The 20,967-nt window shown below is 68.4% G+C and carries 23 protein-coding genes and 1 tRNA gene; 20 read left to right on the forward strand and 4 right to left on the reverse strand.

All coding sequences use genetic code 11. The features are described 5' to 3' along the window. Positions 1–127: 127 nt before the first annotated feature. Positions 128–2,491, forward strand: a complete 2,364-nt coding sequence (locus tag EV279_RS11425) for an Rne/Rng family ribonuclease (RefSeq protein WP_133543576.1) — start codon at positions 128–130, stop codon at positions 2,489–2,491. Between the two features lie 55 nt (positions 2,492–2,546). Here the strand turns inward: EV279_RS11425 and EV279_RS11430 are convergent, their stop codons facing one another. Continuing rightward, positions 2,547–2,819, reverse strand: a complete 273-nt coding sequence (locus EV279_RS11430) for a DUF4031 domain-containing protein (RefSeq protein ID WP_133543578.1) — start codon at positions 2,817–2,819, stop codon at positions 2,547–2,549. 158 nt (positions 2,820–2,977) lie between these two features. On the opposite strand from EV279_RS11430, the gene rplU reads away from it, so the two are divergent. The 9 genes from rplU (at position 2,978) to rsfS (ending at position 9,871) form a co-directional block, all read left to right on the forward strand. Then, positions 2,978–3,286, forward strand: coding sequence for a 50S ribosomal protein L21 (rplU, locus tag EV279_RS11435; RefSeq protein WP_166644512.1), 309 nt, complete (start codon positions 2,978–2,980; stop codon positions 3,284–3,286). A gap of 20 nt (positions 3,287–3,306) precedes the next feature. Continuing rightward, complete coding sequence (gene rpmA, locus EV279_RS11440) at positions 3,307–3,564, forward strand: 50S ribosomal protein L27 (RefSeq protein WP_133543580.1); 258 nt, start codon at positions 3,307–3,309, stop codon at positions 3,562–3,564. A gap of 105 nt (positions 3,565–3,669) precedes the next feature. Continuing rightward, entirely contained in the window at positions 3,670–5,178 is a 1,509-nt protein-coding gene (gene obgE / locus EV279_RS11445; protein WP_133543582.1) for a GTPase ObgE, read from the forward strand. Continuing rightward, positions 5,175–6,017: a glutamate 5-kinase gene (gene proB, locus EV279_RS11450; RefSeq protein ID WP_133543584.1), complete on the forward strand. Its 843-nt coding sequence runs from the start codon at positions 5,175–5,177 to the stop codon at positions 6,015–6,017. Before obgE ends, proB begins: the two co-directional genes overlap by 4 nt. 9 nt (positions 6,018–6,026) lie before the next feature. After that, positions 6,027–7,286, forward strand: a complete 1,260-nt coding sequence (locus tag EV279_RS11455) for a glutamate-5-semialdehyde dehydrogenase (RefSeq protein WP_133543586.1) — start codon at positions 6,027–6,029, stop codon at positions 7,284–7,286. A 56-nt stretch (positions 7,287–7,342) separates the two neighbouring features. Continuing rightward, a complete protein-coding gene (locus EV279_RS11460) occupies positions 7,343–7,564 on the forward strand; it encodes a hypothetical protein (RefSeq protein WP_133543588.1) in 222 nt (73 codons plus the stop codon). 8 nt (positions 7,565–7,572) lie between these two features. Beyond that, the gene (nadD, locus tag EV279_RS11465; protein WP_133543590.1) at positions 7,573–8,169 is read left to right on the forward strand and encodes a nicotinate-nucleotide adenylyltransferase; all 597 of its coding nucleotides are present in this window, start codon (positions 7,573–7,575) and stop codon (positions 8,167–8,169) included. After that, positions 8,166–9,491: a hypothetical protein gene (locus EV279_RS11470; protein WP_243728540.1), complete on the forward strand. Its 1,326-nt coding sequence runs from the start codon at positions 8,166–8,168 to the stop codon at positions 9,489–9,491. The genes nadD and EV279_RS11470 overlap by 4 nt, the downstream gene beginning before the upstream one ends. After that, positions 9,491–9,871 carry a ribosome silencing factor gene (rsfS, locus tag EV279_RS11475; protein WP_133543592.1) on the forward strand — a complete coding sequence of 127 codons (381 nt, stop codon included), beginning with the start codon at positions 9,491–9,493 and terminating at the stop codon, positions 9,869–9,871. The genes EV279_RS11470 and rsfS overlap by 1 nt, the downstream gene beginning before the upstream one ends. A 13-nt stretch (positions 9,872–9,884) precedes the next feature. Here rsfS and EV279_RS11480 read toward each other — a convergent pair whose 3' ends face one another. Further along, positions 9,885–10,319 (reverse strand): VOC family protein, encoded by a 435-nt coding sequence (locus EV279_RS11480; RefSeq protein WP_133543594.1) that lies wholly within the window; start codon positions 10,317–10,319, stop codon positions 9,885–9,887. 119 nt (positions 10,320–10,438) lie between these two features. Between EV279_RS11480 and EV279_RS11485 the strand changes: the two genes are divergently transcribed. Continuing rightward, positions 10,439–10,514, forward strand: a tRNA-Ala gene (locus EV279_RS11485). A 51-nt stretch (positions 10,515–10,565) separates the two neighbouring features. Here the strand turns inward: EV279_RS11485 and EV279_RS11490 are convergent. Further along, entirely contained in the window at positions 10,566–11,744 is a 1,179-nt protein-coding gene (locus EV279_RS11490; RefSeq protein ID WP_133543596.1) for an IS481 family transposase, read from the reverse strand. A gap of 707 nt (positions 11,745–12,451) precedes the next feature. On the opposite strand from EV279_RS11490, the gene EV279_RS11495 reads away from it, so the two are divergent. The 6 genes from EV279_RS11495 (at position 12,452) to EV279_RS11520 (ending at position 17,478) form a co-directional block, all read left to right on the forward strand. Then, positions 12,452–12,718, forward strand: a complete 267-nt coding sequence (locus tag EV279_RS11495) for a hypothetical protein (RefSeq protein ID WP_133543598.1) — start codon at positions 12,452–12,454, stop codon at positions 12,716–12,718. Beyond that, the gene (locus tag EV279_RS11500; RefSeq protein WP_133543600.1) at positions 12,711–13,679 is read left to right on the forward strand and encodes a hypothetical protein; all 969 of its coding nucleotides are present in this window, start codon (positions 12,711–12,713) and stop codon (positions 13,677–13,679) included. Before EV279_RS11495 ends, EV279_RS11500 begins: the two co-directional genes overlap by 8 nt. Before the next feature lie 149 nt (positions 13,680–13,828). Further along, a complete protein-coding gene (locus EV279_RS11505; RefSeq protein ID WP_133543602.1) occupies positions 13,829–14,296 on the forward strand; it encodes a hypothetical protein in 468 nt (155 codons plus the stop codon). After that, complete coding sequence (locus EV279_RS11510) at positions 14,293–15,462, forward strand: zinc-dependent alcohol dehydrogenase (protein ID WP_133543604.1); 1,170 nt, start codon at positions 14,293–14,295, stop codon at positions 15,460–15,462. The genes EV279_RS11505 and EV279_RS11510 overlap by 4 nt, the downstream gene beginning before the upstream one ends. 124 nt (positions 15,463–15,586) lie before the next feature. After that, complete coding sequence (locus tag EV279_RS11515) at positions 15,587–16,747, forward strand: glutathione-independent formaldehyde dehydrogenase (protein WP_133543606.1); 1,161 nt, start codon at positions 15,587–15,589, stop codon at positions 16,745–16,747. A gap of 53 nt (positions 16,748–16,800) precedes the next feature. After that, a complete protein-coding gene (locus EV279_RS11520) occupies positions 16,801–17,478 on the forward strand; it encodes a TMEM175 family protein (RefSeq protein WP_243728541.1) in 678 nt (225 codons plus the stop codon). A 362-nt stretch (positions 17,479–17,840) separates the two neighbouring features. Here the strand turns inward: EV279_RS11520 and EV279_RS11525 are convergent, their stop codons facing one another. After that, entirely contained in the window at positions 17,841–18,593 is a 753-nt protein-coding gene (locus EV279_RS11525) for a GIY-YIG nuclease family protein (RefSeq protein ID WP_347876858.1), read from the reverse strand. Between the two features lie 189 nt (positions 18,594–18,782). Between EV279_RS11525 and EV279_RS11530 the strand changes: the two genes are divergently transcribed. From EV279_RS11530 to EV279_RS11540, 3 genes are all read left to right on the forward strand, one after another. Then, complete coding sequence (locus EV279_RS11530) at positions 18,783–19,010, forward strand: hypothetical protein (RefSeq protein ID WP_133543608.1); 228 nt, start codon at positions 18,783–18,785, stop codon at positions 19,008–19,010. A gap of 202 nt (positions 19,011–19,212) precedes the next feature. Further along, a complete protein-coding gene (locus EV279_RS11535; RefSeq protein WP_243728542.1) occupies positions 19,213–19,983 on the forward strand; it encodes an alpha/beta fold hydrolase in 771 nt (256 codons plus the stop codon). Positions 19,984–19,998: 15 nt separating this feature from the next. After that, positions 19,999–20,790 carry a MerR family transcriptional regulator gene (locus EV279_RS11540; protein WP_133543612.1) on the forward strand — a complete coding sequence of 264 codons (792 nt, stop codon included), beginning with the start codon at positions 19,999–20,001 and terminating at the stop codon, positions 20,788–20,790. The last annotated feature ends 177 nt before the right edge of the window (positions 20,791–20,967 follow it).

Here is a 20,967-nt window from a genome sequence, read left to right on the forward strand (position 1 = left end):
GTGAGAGCCCCCGCCGGCGAGCCGGGTCCCACTGCAGACCGAGTGAGTTCGCGGCACCGCAGGTGCGGCGCCGCACGAGATTTCGCCGGGCGACGCGCGGTGTCGCCCCGCAGGGAGTACGCCGGTGATGGCAGATGAGAACAACGCACCCTTCGACCCCCAGCCCGAGACGGACGCTCCGCTAGCGCCGGAGCCGTCAGAGGCTGCCCGCGACGAGCTGGCGGCCGCGATCGAGTCGGTCGAGCTCGTCGAGGTCGAGGGCGGCGAAGAGCCCCAGGGCACGGAAGACGACGCGAGCGAGCCGGAGCCCGCTCCGGCCGGCGAACCGGTTCAGGATGCTGCGGCCCCGGCCGAGCCCGCCGGTGACGAGCCGACGGACTCCGCCGCGCCCGCGGTCCCGGAGCGCGTCGGAGGGTCGGACGCCGAGCCCGAGACCCTCACGGCGGTGAGCCTCGGTCTCCTGCCGGAGGTGTTCGTGTCGGCCGTCTCGACCCAGCTCCACTTCTACGCGCCCGAGATCACGGTGCTGCCCCCGCGTGCGGGTCAGCAGCAGCAGCCCGTCGCGGAGGAGGGCGCCGGCACCTCGTCCCGCCGACGCAGCCGCCGGCGCGGCGGAGAAGGCCGGGACGAGGCATCCGACACCGGTTCGGACACCGCCCCCGAGAAGCCCTCGCACCCGCGTCAGCGGGCAGTGGAGCTCATCACCGAGCCGCAGCGCATCAAGGGCTCGACGCGCCTCGAGGCGAAGAAGCAGCGCCGCCGTGACGGCCGCGAGGCGGGCCGGCGACGCGCCGTCGTCACCGAAGCCGAGTTCCTCGCCCGTCGTGAGGCCGTCGACCGCGTCATGATCGTCCGGTCGAAGAACGGGCGCATCCAGATCGCCGTGCTGGAGGACAACGTGCTCGTCGAGCACTACGTCGCACGCAATCAGGACGCCTCGCTCATCGGGAACGTGTATCTCGGGCGCGTGCAGAACGTCCTGCCGAGCATGGAGGCCGCGTTCGTCGACATCGGGCGGGGCCGCAACGCCGTGCTCTACTCGGGCGAGGTGGACTGGGACGCCGTCGAGACCGGCAACCAGCCCCGGCGCATCGAGCTCGCGCTGAAGACCGGCGACAGGGTCCTCGTCCAGGTGACGAAGGACCCCGTCGGCCACAAGGGCGCCCGGCTCACGAGCCAGATCTCACTGCCCGGCCGCTATCTGGTGTACGTTCCGGGCGGCGCGATGAACGGCATCTCGCGCAAGCTCCCCGACACAGAGCGCGCGCGCCTCAAGCGCATCCTCAAGGAGGTGCTCCCGGAATCGTCGGGCGTCATCGTGCGCACGGCCGCCGAGGGCGCCACCGAGGATCAGCTGACCCGCGACGTGCATCGGCTCACCAACCAGTGGGAGCACATCTCCAAGCAGGTGGAGACGATCCAGGCGCCGTCGCTGCTGCACTCCGAGCCGGACCTTCTCGTCAAGATCGTCCGGGACGTCTTCAACGAGGACTTCTCGAAGATGCTCATCCAGGGCGAGGACGCGCACCACACGATCTCGAGCTACCTCGCGAGCGTCGCCCCCGACCTCCTCGAGCGCGTCGAGGCCTACGAGAACGACGGCGACCCGTTCGACGATTTCCGGATCACCGAGCAGATCGAGAAGGCACTGGACCGCAAGGTGTGGCTCCCCTCGGGCGGCTCTCTGGTCATCGACCGCACCGAGGCAATGACGGTGATCGACGTCAACACGGGCAAGTTCGTCGGCTCCGGCGGCAACCTCGAGGAGACGGTGACGAAGAACAACCTCGAGGCCGCCGAGGAGATCGTGCGGCAGCTGCGCCTGCGTGACATCGGCGGCATCATCGTCGTCGACTTCATCGACATGGTGCTCGAGTCCAACCGCGACCTCGTGCTGCGTCGCCTGGTCGAGTGCCTGAGCCGAGACCGCACCAAGCACCAGGTCGCCGAGGTGACGTCGCTCGGCCTCGTGCAGATGACGCGCAAGAAGCTCGGCCTCGGCCTCCTCGAGACGTTCAGCGAGGCGTGCGAGGTCTGCGCCGGTCGCGGCGTCATCGTGCACCACGACCCCGTCGTGAAGCACCGCGGTGCCGCTGCGGCCGGACCGCAGGGCGGCCGCCGGCCGCGGGCGAGCTCATCGCCGGCACCCGCCAACGGAACCCACGTCATCACGGAGGGCGTGAAGTCCGCGCTCGCCCAGATCGCGGCATCCACGATCCACCATCATGAAGAGGTGCCGGCGGACGCCCAGCCGGAGGCTCCCGCGGCGGTCGAGCTGCCGCTCGAGCAGCCGGCCGAGCGGCCGAAGAAGCCCCGCACGAAGCGCGGCGAGTCGAAGAAGCCGAAGACCGAGAAGGACATCCTCCTCGACTCGGTGCTGAACGCCCTCCCCGAGCCGAAGGCGCCGGGCCAGGGCCGGTCGCGGCGCCGCGTGACGACGGCGGCGCTCACCGGGACGCCCGTGCCGCACCTGCCCGCGCAGGGCGAGTAGGCCGAGTGATCGGCGCCGCCTGCCCTCGGGGCCCGGGGCGTTCGTTCCCGAGCCCTCAGGGGCGGCGGCGCTGACGTCCCGTGACGCGCAGTCCGGAGGCGATGAGCGCGCGAACGAGCGTGCGGCCGTCGACGTGACGCGCGCCGGCGGCGACGAGCCGTGCATGCGCGTCTTCCGGCACGTCGTAGTGGTCCAGATCGAAGCCGCGGCGGGGGATGCCGTTCGCCGCAGCGAACGCGTGGAGCTCATCGAGGTTGTCGTCTGACACCAGATGGGCCCAGAGTCGACCGTGCGCCGGCCAGCGCGGATCGTCGATGAGGATCGCCACGTCCCGATCCTATGCACGCCCGGCGGCGACACGACCCTCCGCGCTTTTGGGGTTTGCCGCGGCATCCGGTAAAGTAGTCCTTTGGTGCGTCGAGACATCCGCACCGCGTCTTTCGTGACATCCGAGCGCGTGCGCTCCAAGAAGAAACAAGGTGTGAAGTGGTTTACGCAGTTGTGCGCGCCGGCGGCCGGCAGGAGAAGGTCCAGGTCGGCACGGTCGTCGTCCTCGACCGCCAGGCGGCCAAGGTCGGCGACAAGATCGAGCTCCCCGCGGTGCTGCTCGTCGACGGCGACGCCGTGACGACGGACGCCGACAAGCTCTCGCAGGTCGTCGTCACCGCCGAGGTCCTCGGTGAGGAGCGCGGCCCGAAGATCGTGATCCAGAAGTTCAAGAACAAGACCGGCTACAAGAAGCGCCAGGGTCACCGTCAGGACCTCACGCGCGTCAAGATCACCGGCATCAAGTAAGTCCAGGAAGAGGCGCAGAGATGGCACACAAAAAGGGCGCAAGCTCCACTCGTAACGGTCGTGACTCCAACGCCCAGCGACTCGGCGTGAAGCGCTTCGGCGGCCAGGTCGTCAGCGCGGGCGAGATCCTCGTCCGCCAGCGCGGCACGCACTTCCACCCCGGCGCCAACGTCGGCCGCGGTGGCGACGACACGCTGTTCGCGCTGTCGGCCGGCGCCGTCCAATTCGGCCAGAAGGGCGGCCGCAAGGTCGTCAACATCGTCGCGGCCGCGGAGTAGGCTTCCACCGGCTCAGCCACCGGCTCAGCAGGCGGTCTTTCGCGAGGGGCGGGCTTCGGCTCGCCCCTCGCTGTCTTTCCCCCGCACGAACCAGGAGAGGATCCCATGGTCACCTTCGTCGACCGGGTCACACTGCACCTCCGTGCGGGCAAAGGCGGCAACGGCTGCGTCTCGGTGCGCCGTGAGAAGTTCAAGCCGCTCGCCGGACCAGACGGCGGCAACGGCGGACACGGCGGCGATGTCGTGCTCGTCGCCGACCCCCAGGTGACGACGCTCCTCTCGTACCACCACTCACCTCACCGCCACGCGGGAAACGGCGGCTTCGGCATGGGCGACAACCGCTCGGGTGCCGCGGGGGAGTCCCTCGAGCTGCCCGTCCCGGTGGGCACCGTCGTGAAGGACGCGGACGGCGAGACGCTCGTCGATCTCATCGAGCCCGGCATGCGCTTCGTCGTCGCGCCGGGCGGCCTCGGCGGCCTCGGCAACGCGGCGCTCGCATCGCCCAAGCGCAAAGCCCCGGGCTTCGCGCTGCTCGGCACGCCGGGCTGGGAGGGCGACGTCCAGCTCGAGCTCAAGACCGTCGCGGACGTGGCCCTCGTCGGCTACCCCTCGGCCGGCAAGTCCAGCCTCATCGCCGCGATCTCCGCCGCGCGTCCGAAGATCGCCGACTATCCGTTCACGACGCTGCATCCGAACCTCGGGGTGGTGCAGGCCGGCGACGTCCGGTTCACCGTCGCCGATGTCCCCGGCCTCATCGAAGGCGCGAGCGAGGGCCGCGGGCTCGGCCTCGAGTTCCTCCGTCACGTCGAGCGGTGCACGGCGCTCGTGCACGTCCTCGACTGCGCGACCCTCGACCCGGGGCGCGATCCCCTCAGCGACCTCGAGGTGATCCTCGCCGAGCTCGCGGCCTACCCGGTGCCCGACGGACAGGTCCCGCTCCTCGAGCGCCCGCAGCTCGTCGCGCTCAACAAGGTCGACGTGCCCGAGGCCAAGGACCTCGCCGACCTCGTGCGCCCCGACCTGGAGGCCCGCGGCTTCCGCGTGTTCGATATCTCGACAGTGAGCCACGAGGGCCTGCGCCCGCTCACCTTCGCGCTGGGCGACATCGTCACGCGTCACCGCGCCGATGAGGCCGTCAAACCGGCGCCCGAGCGCATCGTCATCCGGCCCAAGGGCTCCGAGAAGGAGTTCTGGGTCCGCGTCGAGGGGGGCACCTACGGCGATGTCTTCCGCATCCTCGGCGAGAAGCCGCTCCGCTGGGTGCAGCAGACCGACTTCCAGAACGACGAGGCCGTCGGCTACCTCGCCGACCGCCTCAACAAGCTCGGCGTCGAGGACGAGCTCTTCCGCGCCGGCGCGACCCCGGGCGCCACCGTCGTGATCGGCGAGGGCGACGGCGTCGTCTTCGACTGGGACCCGTCGCTCACCTCGACCGCCGAGCTGATCACCGCTCCGCGCGGCACGGATGCGCGACTGGATGCCTCGGGCCGCCGCACGACGTCCGAGCGCCGCGAGCAGTACCACGAGCGGATGGATGCCAAGGCCGACGCACGCGCCGAGCTCGAGGCAGAGCGGCTCGCGGGCGCGTCGTGGGCCGAGGAGGACGACGAGTGACCGCTCGGGTCCGCGCCGACCTGCCCTCCGCCCGGCGCGTCGTGGTGAAGGTGGGCTCGTCGTCCATCAGCGGCGACAACGCCGGCAAGATCCAGCCGATCGTGGAAGCACTCGCGGCCGCCCACGGGCGAGGCACCGAGGTCGTCCTGGTGTCGTCGGGGGCCATCGCGACGGGCATGCCCTACCTCGCGCTCGACGAGCGGCCGAGCGATCTGGCCACCCAGCAGGCGGCGGCCGCGGTCGGTCAGAACGTGCTCATCTACCGCTACCAGGACGCGCTCCGGCCCTTCCGCATCGTCGCCGGTCAGGTGCTGCTCACCGCAGGCGACCTCGAGAACGCGACCCACCGCTCCAACGCGCGCCGCGCCATGGAGCGCCTGCTGAGCCTGCGCATCCTCCCCGTCGTCAACGAGAACGACACCGTCGCGACCCACGAGATCCGCTTCGGCGACAACGACCGCCTCGCGGCCCTCGTCGCCGAGCTCATCGGCGCGGACGCCCTCGTGCTCCTGAGCGACATCGAGGCGCTCTACACCCGTCCGCCCGACCAGCCCGGCGCCCGGCCCATCGACCGCGTCGAGCACGGCGACGACCTGCACGGCTTCGAGTTCGGCTCTGTCGTGGTCAACAGCGTCGGGACCGGGGGCGCTGCGACGAAGGTCTCCGCCGCACGGCTGGCAGCCGCGTCGGGCGTCGGCGTGCTGGTGACGAGCGCGGATCTCGTCGACGAGGCGCTCGCGGGGGCGGAGATCGGAACCTGGTTCGCGCCGAACCCGGAGCCGGCCGCACCCGCCCCGACGGGGCCGGTGCGCACAGCCGGCGCACGCACCCGCCGATAAACTGGCGGGATGACGACGACCGCGACCACGCCGCGCGAGCGCATGCTGCTCGCGAAAGAGGCGGCACGCCGCATCGGGCTGCTCTCCGACGACGACAAGCGCGCCGCACTTCTCGCGATCGCCGACGCCATCGAGGCCTCCACGCCCGACATCGTCGCGGCCAACGCCGAGGATCTGCAGCGCGGTCGGACGACCGGCCTGTCCGAGGCGCTGCAGGATCGCCTGCGGCTGGACGAGCCGCGCGTCGCGTCGCTCGCGGCCGCCGTCCGCGACATCGCGGCGCTGCCCGATCCGGTCGGCCGGGTGCTCGACGAGCGCGTCCTGCCCAACGGCGTGAAGCTCACGAAGGTTTCGGTCCCCTTCGGGGTGGTCGGATCGATCTACGAGGCGCGCCCCAACGTCACGGTCGACATCGCCGCGCTCGCGCTGCGCTCCGGCAACGCCGTGGTCCTTCGCGGCGGCACGGCGGCGGAGCTCACCAACGCGGCGCTCGTCCGCGCCATGCGAGGTGCCCTCGCCGAGCACGGCATCGATCCCGAGGCGATCCAGACGGTGGATGAGTTCGGGCGTGACGGCGCGCGCGCCCTGATGCAGGCCCGCGGGATCGTCGACGTCCTGGTGCCTCGCGGCAGCGCGCAGCTCATCGAGACGGTCGTGACCGAGTCATCCGTTCCCGTGATCGAGACGGGGGCCGGTGTCGTGCACATCGTCCTGGACGCCACGGCGCCTCTGGACTGGGCGCGCGACATCGTGGTCAACGCGAAGGTGCAGCGGCCGAGCGTCTGCAACGCGGTCGAGACGGTCCTCGTGCATCGCGACGCGGCGGACCGGCTCGTGCCTCCGCTGGTGGACGCCCTCCAGGCGCGTGGCGTCACGGTGCACGGCGACGCCGTCGTCGCCGGCCTCGCGGACGGCGTCGTCGACGCGACCGAGCAGGACTGGCAGAGCGAGTACCTGTCGCTCGATGTGGCGATGCGCGTGGTGGACGACCTCGACGACGCGCTCGGTCACATCCGCACGTACTCGACGCATCACACCGAGTCGATCGTCACGGAGGACGAAGCGAACGCCGAGCGCTTCCTCACCGAGGTCGACTCCGCGGTCGTCATGGTCAACACCTCGACGCGCTTCACCGACGGGGGAGAGTTCGGCTTCGGTGCCGAAGTGGGGATCTCGACGCAGAAGCTGCACGCCCGGGGACCCATGGGGCTGTCCGAGCTGACGAGCACGAAGTGGCTCGCGCGGGGCTCCGGGCAGGTCCGCGACTGACGGCATAGACTGGACGAGCGCCCGCGACCGGGGGCGCGACCCGAAACGGAGATCGAATGACCGCCGCCACGCTGATCGCCTTCGCCGCTGAAGAGGCCGAGCATCACAACGTCGCCCTCGAGACCGTGGGTTACGGCATCATCGCGATCGTGGTCTTCCTCGCCCTGGCCTTCGTGACCCTGTCCTACCGCAACGTCGCCAACCGCCATGCGCACAAGGCCGAGGCGTACGCGCGAGCCCACGCGAACGACGTCCAGCAGACGGGTCACGGCCACTAGGGCACCGCATGACGGTGGCACGAGCCCCGAGGATCGGGGTCATGGGTGGGACGTTCGATCCCATCCACCACGGTCACCTCGTTGCCGCCAGCGAAGTCGCGCAGCATTTCGATCTCGACGAAGTCGTGTTCGTCCCCACGGGCCAGCCGTGGCAGAAGCACGAGGTGAGCTTCAGCGAGCACCGCTATCTCATGACGGTCATCGCCACGGCATCCAATCCCCGCTTCACCGTCAGCCGGGTCGACATCGAGCGCGGCGGTCTCACCTACACGATCGACACCCTGCGCGACCTCAAGGCGGAGCGCCCGGACGCCGAGCTCTTCTTCATCACGGGCGCCGACGCGATAGCGCAGATTCTCAGCTGGAGGGACCATGATGAACTGTGGGAGCTCGCCCACTTCGTCGCCGTCTCTCGTCCCGGGCACGTCCTGACCACGGACGGGCTGCCCACTGACGACGTCAGCCAGCTCGAGGTGCCTGCCCTTGCCATCTCGTCGACGGACTGCCGTGACCGGGTCCGTCGAGGCCACCCCGTGTGGTACCTCGTTCCGGACGGCGTCGTCCAATACATTGCGAAGCATCATCTCTACCGGAGCAAGGAATGAGCACACCCGAGCACCCCGACACTCCACCGCTGACCCGCAAGCAGTTGCGAGAGATCCGCAACACCGGAGCGAACCCCGTCATCGATACCGGCGCCCTGACAGTCGCCACCGCGGACGAGCCGCCGGTCACGACGGAAGAGACGGATGCCGCGCCGGTCCCACCTCCTCCCGTCGAGGTCGCACTGGCACCGGTGGCCCATCTGCCGCGCCCCGCCGAGCCGATCGTTCTCCCCGAGCCGCCCGGTCCCGACCGGTCGGTCGACCTGGGCGTGTCGCCCCTGACGCGACGCCAGGCCCGCCAGCAGGAGCGCATCCGCACCGCCTCGGTGCCGGTCATCACGCCTGATGTCGCGGCCGCCTACGCGACGCAGTCTGCGACGACACCTGCGGTCGACCCGGTGCCGCCCGTGTTCCCCTCGCTCGCCGACCGGTCCCTGTCGTCGGGTCCCGACGACCAGGAGAACCCCTTCGCGGTCCTCGGAGTCGAGTCGGGGCCTACACCCGTGATCGAAGAGGTCGCGTCGGGACCCACGCCGGTGGTCGACGAGACCGAGTCGGGGCCCACGCCGGTGGTCGACGAGACCGAGTCGGGGCCCACGCCGGTTGTCGACGACGTCGAGTCGGGGTCCGCCCCCGTGATCGACGAGGTCGTCGAGGCTGAGGCGATCGAGGCGGAGCCGGTCGAGGACGAGCCCGCGGAGGCGGCCGGCGAACCGTCCGCCGACGCCGGCGAGGTGGAACTCGTGGCGGAGGCTGCGCCCGCTCGGGACGCCGTCGAGCCGGGATCCGCCGACGCGAAGGGCGAGGAGGAGCATGAGGCGCCCCGCGTGGTCGATCCGGGCTTCGGCGCGGCGCTTCTGGCGGGGGAGACCCCGGCCGGCGAGACCCTGCCGCCGTCGTTCGACGACCTCATCGCGCGCTCTTCGAGCGGGTCGGTCGCGACCCCGAACGCGCTGATCCTCTCCCAGCCGCCCGACGGCGGTCCGATCGTGGCGCCGGTCACGGCCACCGGTGAGGTGCTCATCACGGGCACCCTGAACCTCCCCGAGGGTCTCGGGTCGACCGGTCATGCCCCGGGAACCGCCGACGGGAAAGAGGTCGATACCGTGCTCGTGGACGGGGAGCTTCCCGCCCATTCGTCCCCGACGCCGATCGCCGCGAGTGCGGCGGTCAGCACGACCAAGACCCCCGGCGAGATCATCAAGCCGCCGGCACCGGAGAAGGGCGGACGCCTCATGCTGACGCTCGCGATCACGGCCGGCGTTCTCGCCCTCGCCTTGGTGGGCGTTCTCATCCTCGCCTTCGTGACGGGAGTGTTCTGATGGCGGCGACTGACAACGGACGACGGATGCTGCAGATCGCTGCAGCCGCGGCCGACGCGAAGGGCGGTGAGGATCTTCTCGGACTGGATGTCTCGGAGCCGCTTCCGCTCGTGGACATCTTCCTGCTCGTGACCGGCCGCAGTGAGCGCAACGTCGCAGCGATCGCCGACGAGATCGAGGAGAAGCTCCTCGAGGCGGGCTACAGGCGCCTCCGCCGTGAAGGCCGCCAGGAGGCCCGTTGGGTGCTCCTGGACTTCGGAGACCTCGTCGTTCACGTGTTCCACGAGCAGGAGCGCGTGTACTACGGCCTCGAGCGCCTTTGGAAGGACTGCCCGGTGCTGCCGATCGACGTGCCGGAGCACGTGACGCCGGGGCAGTGACGCGCCGCTGACCTCACTGGAGGCAGAACTCGTTGCCCTCCGGGTCCTGCATCTGCCAGTAGCGCTCGCTCCACGGGCCGTAGTCCTGCTCGACCAGCCGTACGACCCTCGCCCCGAGCGCGACGAGCCGATCCTTCTCGGCGTCGAGCACAGTGTGATCGCTGGGCGGGTCGTCGGGACCGCGGGCCACATTGACGTCGATGTGCAGACGATTGCGGCCCTCCTTCGGCCCGTCCGCGTGGTGGAAGTAGAAGCGGGGCCCCTTTCCTTGGGGGTCCTCAGCGAGAGCCCGCCGCGACAAGTCGTCTTCGCTGAGGCCGCTCTCCAGCAGCTGCGACTTCACGGGGTCCTCCCACTCCTGCCGCGGATAGCCGAAGACGGCAGCCCAGAAGTGGGCCAGCCGACGCGGATCGTCCGCGTAGAAGGTGATGTTCCCGAGTGTGGGCATGGGGCCCCTTTCCCTCGCGTCGAGATTAGGCCGAGCCGCCGACAGGGCGCATGGTTCAAGGCATCCGCTTCGATGTTGTAAGCTGAATGGGTTGCCCCGGCCGCGCCGGGGTCGCATCCGGGCCTGTGGCGCAGCTGGTAGCGCACCTGCATGGCATGCAGGGGGTCAGGGGTTCGAGTCCCCTCAGGTCCACCATGTGATGAGTCGCGACATAGGTCTCTCCTGAGTCGCGTGATATGTCTCTTTTCAGGAGCCCGGCCATCGGCCGGGCTCTTGTTGTGTGTTGCGCCAGTAGCTTCGGTCGGGGTTGATGGTGTGCTCGCTGAGGATCTCGCCGGTGTCGAGGTGGACGACGGTGACGGTGGTGTCGTCGGCGAGGGCGAGGACGCGTTTGCCGCGGTGTCGGTAGCCGATTCCGAGGTGGTGAATGCGCCCGGCTCGGCGGAAGCTGATCTTCCCGTCGTTGCCGACGTGGTCGTAGCGGAGGCGGTAGTGGCCGGCGTCGCGCCGGGATCCGGTGGGGGCGCTGCGCGGCGTGGCGGAGTAGGTCTGGTCCGGCGTGCGGCCCTCCAGGGCGCGGTGCGGGCGATGCGTGTTGTAGTGGTCGCGGAAGGTGTCCAGCTGGTGTTGCAGCTCGGGGATGGTGCGCGCGTGAGGGCGTGCGCTGAGCCAGCGTTTCAGGGTTTGGTGGAACCTCTCGATCTTCCCTTGGGTTTGCGGATGGTTCGGGGCGCCGTTCTTCTGCACGATGTTCAGCGCTGCCAGGACGTACTCGAACGCATTACGTGCGCGCGAGTGGCGGGCGGTGTAGACGCGGCCGTTATCGGTCAGTGTTGACGCGGGCGGCCCGAACTGGTCGATGCAGGCCAGGAACGTGGTCACCACGTCGTCGCCGGTGACGGGCTGGTGGGCGGTGCAGGACAGCAACTTGCGGGAGTGGTCGTCGAGCCAGTTCAGGATCTCTACGTCCGACCCGTCAGCCAAGCGCCAATGCGTGAAGTCGGACTGCCAGGTCTCGTTCGGCTGCGCCGCTTCGAACCGGATGTAGGAGGAGCGGGGTCGTTTCCGCGGCTCGGGGACGATCAGGCCCGCCTGATGCAGGATCCGCCGGATCGTCGAGATCGACGGCGGGTTAAGTCCCTGCTGCTGCAGGTGCCAGGCGATCGTGACCGGACCGGCATCCAACCCCGCCGCGGTCAACGCCACCCGCAGCCGCACGATCCGTTCCCGCACCCGATCGGTGACCGCCTGCGGCGACGACAGCGGCGCACGGGAGCGCGGCTCGAGGCCGTCCAGGCCATCCTCCCGGTAGCGAGCGAGCAGACGATGCAGATGTCGCCGCGAGATCCCGTACTCGAGGGCCGCCTCGGTCACGGTGAGCTGCCCAGACACGATCTTCAACACGACGACGCGATGCTTCGACACCCCGCCGACTGTGACCTATGACCCGACTCACCAGAGACCTATCACCTGAGACCTATGTCGTGACCCCAGGCACCCTCAGGTCCACCAAAACTCCCGGTAAAGCACCGAAACTTCACTCCCTGATTAGGGAGTTCGAATGTTTGGTAGTCGTTTACTGGACACTTCGCCACGTCGCCGCCGGGCGCTTTCGAGCGTTCTCGAAGTATCTGGAAGGTACGCGGCAACGCCCGTGCACCTTCGCTGTATGGACAACGCGAGCACCTCAGATGCAGGGCACGGAAACTACGTGTCGCTGGCGGAGCTTGCCGCCGAGTTGAAGGTTTCCGTTCAGACGATCTACGACCTGCGGAGCAAGGGTCGTGGACCGTTCGGACCGTGCCTGCGGAGGAACTCTGCGTGCACCCGCTCGCACGCGAGGCACAACGTCGTGGACCAGCCGATGACCTCGCCCTGAGACCTCGCACGGGACCGGACGTCGGTGGCAGTCACGCGGCGGATCTCGATGCTGCCGTACACGCGGTCGTACCCGTCGAGCAAGCTTCACGTTCCGGTTGGACCTTCCTGTGCTGCGAGCAGGGGGTGCCATCGCCTCGGTTCGACCACTGGGCTTCCTCCTCCGGCCGAACACGCATGAGCATAGAGCGGACCCCGGACACCGACGAGCCGCTATTGGGCACGGAGCGCGCACCTTCCTGCCATGAGCGATCGTGAGCGGGCTTGACGCCGTCCTGGAGCACGTGGCTGTGCTCGCCTTCCTGTACTACCCCGGTATCGAGGCGGATGATCCGAGCTACGACCTCGCCGACGGCATCGAGTGGTGTCTGGTGCGGCTTGGCGACGTGTCCGACGCCGAACGGAACCGAATGAGTGCTCTCTTCGAGCGCGCGATCACCGACCCCACCGCGACGCGCGAAGAGCTGTTCACCGCGCTCGTCGAGCTCGACGACGTGCTCGCCGTGGACCACCATGAGTGACGCCCACCCGAGCGACGACGAGCGCGCAGCACGCCTGGCCGCACAGCGGAAGGCGTGGAACGACGCGCACCCGAACTACTACGCCGAGTACCGGGAGCGGAATCGCGAGGACATCCGTCGCAAGAACCGCGACCGTGAACGCCAGCGGACTCAGCGTGCGCGGGAGGAGAAGGCGCAGCGCCAGAAGGGAATCGATCGCGCCAAAGCGTGGGCGAAGGAGCACCCGGAGGAGCGTCAGCAGGCGCGGGAGCGTCACAAGCAGAAGCACCCCGACGCGTACAAGCAGGCTCAGCGGGACTACTACTACCGGAACCGCGACGCAATCACCGAACGCCGCCGCGCCCGCGAGGCTGCAGACCCCGAGAAGGCGAACGAGGCCCGCCGCCGCGCCGTCGACCGTGCCAGGGCCGCCGGCCGCGACTCGGCGTGGTCACCCACTGAAGCTCAGCGTGCGACGTACCGTGAACGCGAGAATGAGGCGAAGCGCCTCCCGCGTCGCCGCGCACGCGCTGGGCTCCCTGAGCGGCAGCTGCACCGGGTGCACGCTCCGGAGCGACGCCACAACGACGCCACAGCGGACGCCTTCTTCGCGAAGAAGCGCAGCGGTCACGATGTCGCCCGAATCCGAGAGCAGGATGAACCGACTCCTCCCGAACTGGTGCATGCCCTGCAGGAGCGTTCTGATAGCCGTCGCGTCGTCCGGGAGATCCTCGCGGTCGCCGACGAGTACTTCGCGGATCATGAAGTAGAGCTGCGTGCGCGGGTCGCCGAGGTCTCTCGCGCGAGGTTCCGGGGCGGGATGCTTCCTCTCGACGTGTACACGGAGCCACGCCGTCACGCGCCGAAGTTCGCGAGCCGCGGCTACCTCGGCGCCAACGCCGCGTCGCCGACGTCGTCGCTAGAGGTCTTCCGCTGGCTCACGACCGACCTCGCAAAGCGGAGACCCTACCTGTCGCTCTGATCGATCCCCTTGCGGGCATCACACTGTTACGCCGGGATCGCGCGCGATTGTCCTCTTCTCGACCGCATCTGGGAAGCCCCTGAGCCGTTCCACCCTCGCCGCGCAGTATGGCCGCGCGGGAGGGCTGGACGCTTCATAAGGGAGAAGAGATGGGTGTGAAGACCGCCGTGGCCGCGGGCGCAGTAGGCGTGGCCGCAGGACTCGTCGCGAGGTCGCTGGTGCGAGCGAAGACCGATTCGCAGGGCGACAGTCGGCATCCCGAGGGATGGAAGTCGGTGACCATTCTCGGGGATGCCGCAGCCTTCGACCAGGGCGGCTATCCCGCCCCGTTGCAGCGCCTCGCGGAACTGATCGAGGTCCGCGTCAACCCGGCACCGGGCGACAAGGGATTCGAAGTGCACGCGCGTCTGCGCGAGGACGCGGAAGCAGGAGACGCCGTCGGGGACGACGATCCCGAGCAGGCGCTGCGGGCCGCGTTGCGCGACGCCAAGCAGCTGTTCGAGACGGGAGAGGTGCTCCGCGCAAAGCCGCGTCCGCATGGCAAGCGACCGGCAACGTTGCTCGGCGGTGTCGTCGACAAGGCCGAAGACGATGCGAAGGGCGAGGGTGTGCTGTGAAAGCCCTCTGCTGGACCGGGGTGAACAAGCTCGCGGTGGAAAACGTCGACGACCCCGCAATCCTCAACGACCAGGACATCATCGTCCGGGTCGCCCTCACCACTTCTTGCGGCTCCGACCTGCATCTGCTCGGCGGCTACGTCCCCACGATGCGCGCCGGAGATGTCCTCGGCCACGAGTTCCTCGGCGAAGTCGTCGAGACAGGATCTGCCGTGACCAAGCACAAGGTCGGCGATCGGGTGGTGGTGTGCTCCTTCATCAGTTGCGGCAGGTGCTGGTTCTGCAAGAACGACCTGTACTCGCTCTGCGACAACGGCAACCCCAACGCCGGCATCCCCGAGATGCTGTGGGGCCAGGCACCCGGCGGGTGCTACGGCTACTCGCACGCACTCGGCGGATGGGCGGGCAGTCATGCCGAGTACATCCGAGTCCCGTACGCCGACCAGGGCGCCTTCCCAGTGCCCGACGGGGTCAGCAACGAACGTGCGCTGTTCGCTTCGGATGCCGCGCCCACCGGGTGGATGGGAGCCGACCTGGGCGGAGTCAAGCCGGGTGACACCGTGGCTGTGTGGGGCGCGGGCGGAGTAGGGCAGATGGCTGCCAGAGCATCCCTGCTGCTCGGCGCCGAACGCGTCATCGTCATCGACCGCTACCAGGAGCGCCTCGCGCAAGTCTCAGAGGTGATCGGCGCCGAGACGATGAACTACGAGACGAGCGAAGTGCTCGCCGAGTTGCGCGAACTCACCGGCGGGCGCGGACCGGATGTGTGCATCGAGGCGGTCGGGATGGAGGCTCACTCCGATCGCATCGACTTCGCATACGACCAGATCAAGCAGCAGCTGAGGCTTCAGACAGACCGGCCCACGGCAGTGCGGGAGGCGATCTTCGCCGCACGCAAGGGTGGAAGTGTCTTCGTGCTCGGTGTCTTCGGCGGGTTCGTCGACAAGTTCCCGCTCGGTCCGCTGATGAACAAAGGTCTGACGCTGCGCTCCGCACAGCAGCACGGTCACCGCTACATCCCGATGCTGCTGGAGCGGATGTCTCGGGACGAACTGGTCACGGAGCATCTCGCCACTCATGTGATGCCGCTCGATGAGGGGCCGAAGGGTTACGAGATGTTTAAGGAGAAGACCGACGGCTGCGTGCGAGCAGTCTTCCAGCCATAGCGCGCCCGGCCCGGGCGTGCGTTCGTCTCGCCGGCTCACTGCCGCGAAGAGAACCGAGGGCCGCATGTCAGCCATCGCCGCGAACTGACGCACCCATTCATCACCCTCGCTGGAAGGCAAGGAAATGAAAGCTGTCGTATACGAAGGTCCTCGCACGGTGAGCGTCCAAGACGTACCCGACGCCCGCATCGAGCGACCGACCGATGTGCTCGTGCGCATCACGACCACGAACATCTGCGGCTCCGACCTGCACATGTACGAAGGAAGAACCGATTTCGAGACTGGCCGATGGTTCGGTCAGGAGAACATGGGCGAGGTCATCGAGGTCGGAGACGGCGTCGACAAAATCCAGGTCGGCGACTACGTCGTCCTCCCGTTCAACGTCGCGTGCGGGCACTGCAAGAACTGCGAGCGCGGCCTGACCAATTACTGCCTCACCGCCCAACCGAACCCCGAGTGGGCCGGCGCAGCCTACGGGTTCGCAGACATGGGGCCGTGGGCAGGCGGTCAAGCAGAACTGCTTCGCGTGCCGTGGGGCGACTTCAACTGCCTCCGACTCGGAGAAGACGCCGAAGAGAAGCAGACCGACTACGTGATGCTCGCCGACATCTTCCCGACGGGCTACCACGCCACCGAGCTCGCGCACGTCAAGCCCGGGGATCAGACCGTCATCTACGGTGCCGGGCCCGTCGGATGGATGGCCGCGTACTCCGCGATCCTGAAGGGGGCCGGGAAGGTCATGGTCGTCGACCGTCACCCCGATCGCCTGCGCAAGATCGAGGAGATCGGCGCCATCCCGATCGACGACTCGGCGGTCGATCCCGTCGAAGCCGTCAACGACATGACGATGGGGCTCGGTGCCGACAACGGCTGCGAGTGCGTCGGGTATCAGGCGCACGACCCCGATGGCAACGAGGACATCAACCTCACCCTGAACCGACTCGTTCAGTCGGTTCGCTTCACCGGCGAGATCGGCGTGGTCGGGGTCTTCATCCCGCAGGACCCGGGCGCTGCCGACCCGTTGGCGAAGCAAGGGAAGGCGGTGTTCGATTTCGGTGAGTTCTGGTTCCGTGGCCAGAAGCTCGGCAGCGGCCAATGTCCCGTCAAGCGCTACAACAGGCAGCTGCGCGACCTGATCGCCGGAGAGAAGGCGACGCCGTCACAGATCGTCAGCCACGAACTCGGTCTCGAAGATGCTCCCCGCGCCTACGAGCACTTCGACAACCGGGATGACGGCTGGACCAAGGTGGTGCTGCACCCGGAGTTCTCTTCCGACGGCTCGTAAACGCCCGCAACTCATCAGCAGACCAGCCGACGCTCAGCAGGAAGGAATGAGGAGTGACGAACGACGACGAACAGCGTCGCTCAGGCCGGCGAAGCGGTTCCCACCGATCCCGGCCGGACCGCGCGATCGCCTTCAGCGACGCCATCATCGCGATCGTCATCACCCTCCTCGTTCTCGACCTGCGGCCCCCCGACACCGAAGAAGGCGACTTGCTGGCCGGTCTGCTGGATGAGTGGCCCACCTACCTCGCCTACGCCGCCTCCTACCTCTACCTCGCAGTGATCTGGATGAACCACAAGGCCGCCTTCACCCGCATCGGTGAGATGGACGTCGGTCTCCAATGGGCGAACCTCGGCATCCTGGCGACTCTCGCACTGGTGCCCTGGCCGACCGCGGTGATCGCCGAAACTGCGCGAACCGGCAACCTCCAAGACGAAAAGGTCGCCGCTGGACTGTACGCACTCATCGGCGCACTGCTGTGCCTGTCGTGGCTGGTCTTCTTCTCGTACCTGGCAAGGCACCCGGAGCTCACGAAGGACGAAGTCGAGGACACCTACTTCGTGCACGAGCGTCCCCGCGCGCTCATCGGGGTCGCGCTTTACCTGGCAGCGGGCGTAGCGGGAGTACTCATCCACCCCCTGGTCGCCTCAGTCGTGTTCCTGCTGCTTCCCGCTTACTACGCCATCACGAGCCACGGGCGCAGCATGCCGCAGAGGATCCTTCGCGGCTGACTACGACCCAAGGGCGTCCGCTCGGCGCCGTCCCGCATGCTTCATCCGCGGTGGAGGTTCCCATGTGTGCAGCACACCTACCGCACCGCGTGCCGTGACCGAGCGGGCCTTGCAGGCGAGGTGGCCGATTGCCCTGCGGGAGAGTGAGGCCGAGAGCGTCAACTAGACCCGGCAGTGGTCAAGAGGATCCTCAAGCGCGCAAGGAACGGAAGCGGCACCATCGGCGCGCATTCGTCCGGTCCACATCCGTGGCCACGTTCCCAGCGCGCTTGAGATGCGCCGACGATCTGTCCCGCTGCCGCGAATATCCGTATACCCGCGGACGCACGAGGGGCCGGCAACGCCCGCTTCAGGATGCGGGTTTAGGTCGCGGCAGTGAGCGAGCTCCGGTACTCGACGGCCGCAGGTTCCACGGCGTATTCGAGCACTTCGACGTTGTGTTCCCGAAGGGCTTCAAGGACCTGCTCGGGTGTCGCGCGGAAGTACTCTCGCCGAAGATTGACCTTGTTCAGGCGTCGGTCCGCGAAGTGCTGATGCAGCATCCCCTCGATTGCGACGGCGGCATCCGCGAAGAACAGCGCGTGGACGTCGAACCGGAATGGCACCGACGCGTCGCCTGGCTCGATCACCCGATCCATCGGGTCCAGTCGGCGGGTGAGTCCGATCTTCACAACATCCGGACCGAAAGCGCCGATGTTGCTGATGACATACACGTACCCTGCGCGGATGTTCGCGGCGCGGTAGTCGACGTTCTCGATTGCGTGGTCGACATCGTCGAGCTTTGCGCGAAGCCGAGCTGCGCCGTCGACGTCTCCGTTGGCTTCGAGCGTGGAAAGCGCGTTGAGATAGTGAGTGCGCTCCTTCTGCAGGCGCTCCTTTTCCCGCACCGCGCCCAGACGATTCACCAAGCGTCCCGCTGCCACGCTTCCCATCAACGACCCGATCGGGCCGCACGCGATCATGAAGCCGAACGTCAGTACTGTGGGGTCGAACCGGTCCTTGAACTCCGGGTATCGCGTCACGATCGTTGCGAACACCAACGCGTTTGCGATGAACAACAACGACACCCCGCGTTGCGCAGACGACACGGTCGCCCTCGAGGTGGATGCGTTCACCCCCGATCCGAGAGCGGCCCGCCGAGCGACCGCGCAGGATCCACCTGGGCGCAGCGTGCCTAGAACTGAGGTCGTCAGGCAGACGAACGCCCCGCGGGGGCCGAGATCGCTGGCGGCCCGCGGCGAGGGTCGGGAACGCGCGATCGCCATCCTCTTATGCCGCCAGCATCGGCATGAGACTCTACGTCAGTGGAGAGCATCGAATGGTGGCCGCTTTTGGACGCGACGACGAAGGACTGGCTGATCGCGCACAACGGCGAGCCATTGCCGTCAGACGTGCTTGGCAAGGTTGTCGCAGCCGGCGGCATCGTCACGTCGAACGCTTGGTGGATCGGCGAAGAAGGACCTGACGGCTTCTTCCTGTCCGACGAGGCCGTGGACTGGATCGAAGCTGTGGGGAACGCCGAAGAGCCCTGAACGCGTGCGCCCAGGGACCGACCATCGCGCATGGGGTGGCATCAGAGTCTCGCCCGACGAAGGGCTGGTACCGGACGGTGCTGGCGAGGGTCCCTCCTGGGCGGCCAGCCACCCGCTTGACCCTGACGCAACGTCAATCCTTCACTCTGGATCGCGTGATCCACCGCGGGACGGAGTCAACATGGCCAGCACTACCCTGAGCGTGACGTGGACCGGCATGGTGCCGGTCGACGATACGGCTCTGGCTGTCACCGATCGGGGTGGCGCCGGGATGCCGGTGGTCTATCTCAACGGCCAGTTCGCGACGCAGGGCTACTGGCGGCGGGTTATCGCCGAGCTCGGGTCGGACTGGCGGCACATCACCTACGACGAGCGGGCTCGAGGGCGCAGGTCGGGACGGTCGTCGGATTACTCGTTCGAGGCCGCGGTCCGCGATGTCGCCGCCGTGCTGGACGCGCGGGGCGTCGACCGCGCGGTGGTGGTCGGATGGTCGTATGGCGCGTTCGTCGCCGCTCACTGGGCGAGCCGCAACCCGGACCGGACGATCGGTGCGGTGCTGATCGACGGGGCGCAGCCGCACGACTGGCTCACCGATGACATGGCGGAAGGGATCCGCACTGCCTTCCGCCGCCTGCGATGGCTGACCGTTCCACTGCGCGTGACGGGTCTGACACCGCGGATGACGGCACGGGAGATGGCCGAATCCAACATCGAGGTCGGCATGCTCGCGCGGGAACGCCAGCTCGGTCCGCTGATGGACAGGATCGTCGTCCCGACTCGGTATGTCCTGGCGTCCGGCACGTCGTTCGGCAGCAAGGGGGATGGTCAGGAAAGGATTCGTGCCAGCGTGCCCGCGGTGACTGAACGCAACCCGCACATCACGATTCACGCCAAGGTCGCCAGCAATCACGGCGCGATCCTCCGCAAGGACTTCCGCACGATCGCCGAGGCGGTCCGCAGCGTTGCCGGTTGAGGCAGTCTGGACCCGATGCTCACCATTGGTCAGCTGGCCTCTTACGCCGGGGTGACGGTGCGGACAGTCCGCCACTACCACCAGATCGGCCTGCTTCCCGAGCCCGAACGCGACCACTCCGGCTACCGCAGCTACGACACCGCCGCGGTGGTGCGGCTGATCCGGATCCGCGTCCTTGCCGAGGCCGGAGTCCCTCTCGCCCGTGTGCAGCAACTCCTCCTCGCCGGCCCCGACGAGTTCGCCCAAGCCGTTCAGGAGATCGATGAGGGCCTTCGCGCCGACATTCGTCGCCTCCAGCGCAACCGCGAGCTGATCGCCAAGCTCGCCGCGGGCGACCACCTGACCCTTCCCCAGACCGTCCCGGACTACCTTGACCGGCTGCGCCGACTCGGCGTCGGCGAGGCCTACATAGAGCTCGAGCGAGACGCCTGGGTCATGCTCGCCGCGCAGGATCCGGGCAGCATCGGCCCCGTTATCGCCGAGAAGAACCGCCACCTCGACGAAGACCCCGATATGACGCGGCTCTACCGGCTCCTCAGCTCCGCGCCGGGATGGGCGCCCCACGATCCCCGAGTTGTCGAACTCGCCGACCTCGTCGAGCACCTCCGCATCCGCGCCCTCCAACGCGGCGAGCTGGAGATCAGCAGCACACACCAGGCGGACCCCGTCACGACCCTGCTCGACGCGGCCATGACCGAATCGGCACCGGTGGCCCGACAGCTGCTGACGATCCTGGAGCAACGCGGGTGGCGCGGCTGGAACCGAATCGAACGCATCCCAGAAGACCGCATCCGCCGTGATGACTAGACACGCTCAGCCCGCGAGGCCCGCACCGGAGACACGCACCCCACACAGCGGCGGCCTGCGCCTCGACTGCCCTTGTTGCGGCCCGGGTCTGATGGAGTGTCGACCGGACGCGGGCGCGGGCGACGATGCCGACGGCGAGGAGCACCAGGCACGGCACGCGTGAGCCGGGGATGTGGT

It is taken from the genome of Microbacterium sp. BK668 (genome assembly GCF_004362195.1).
GTDB lineage: Bacteria > Actinomycetota > Actinomycetes > Actinomycetales > Microbacteriaceae > Microbacterium.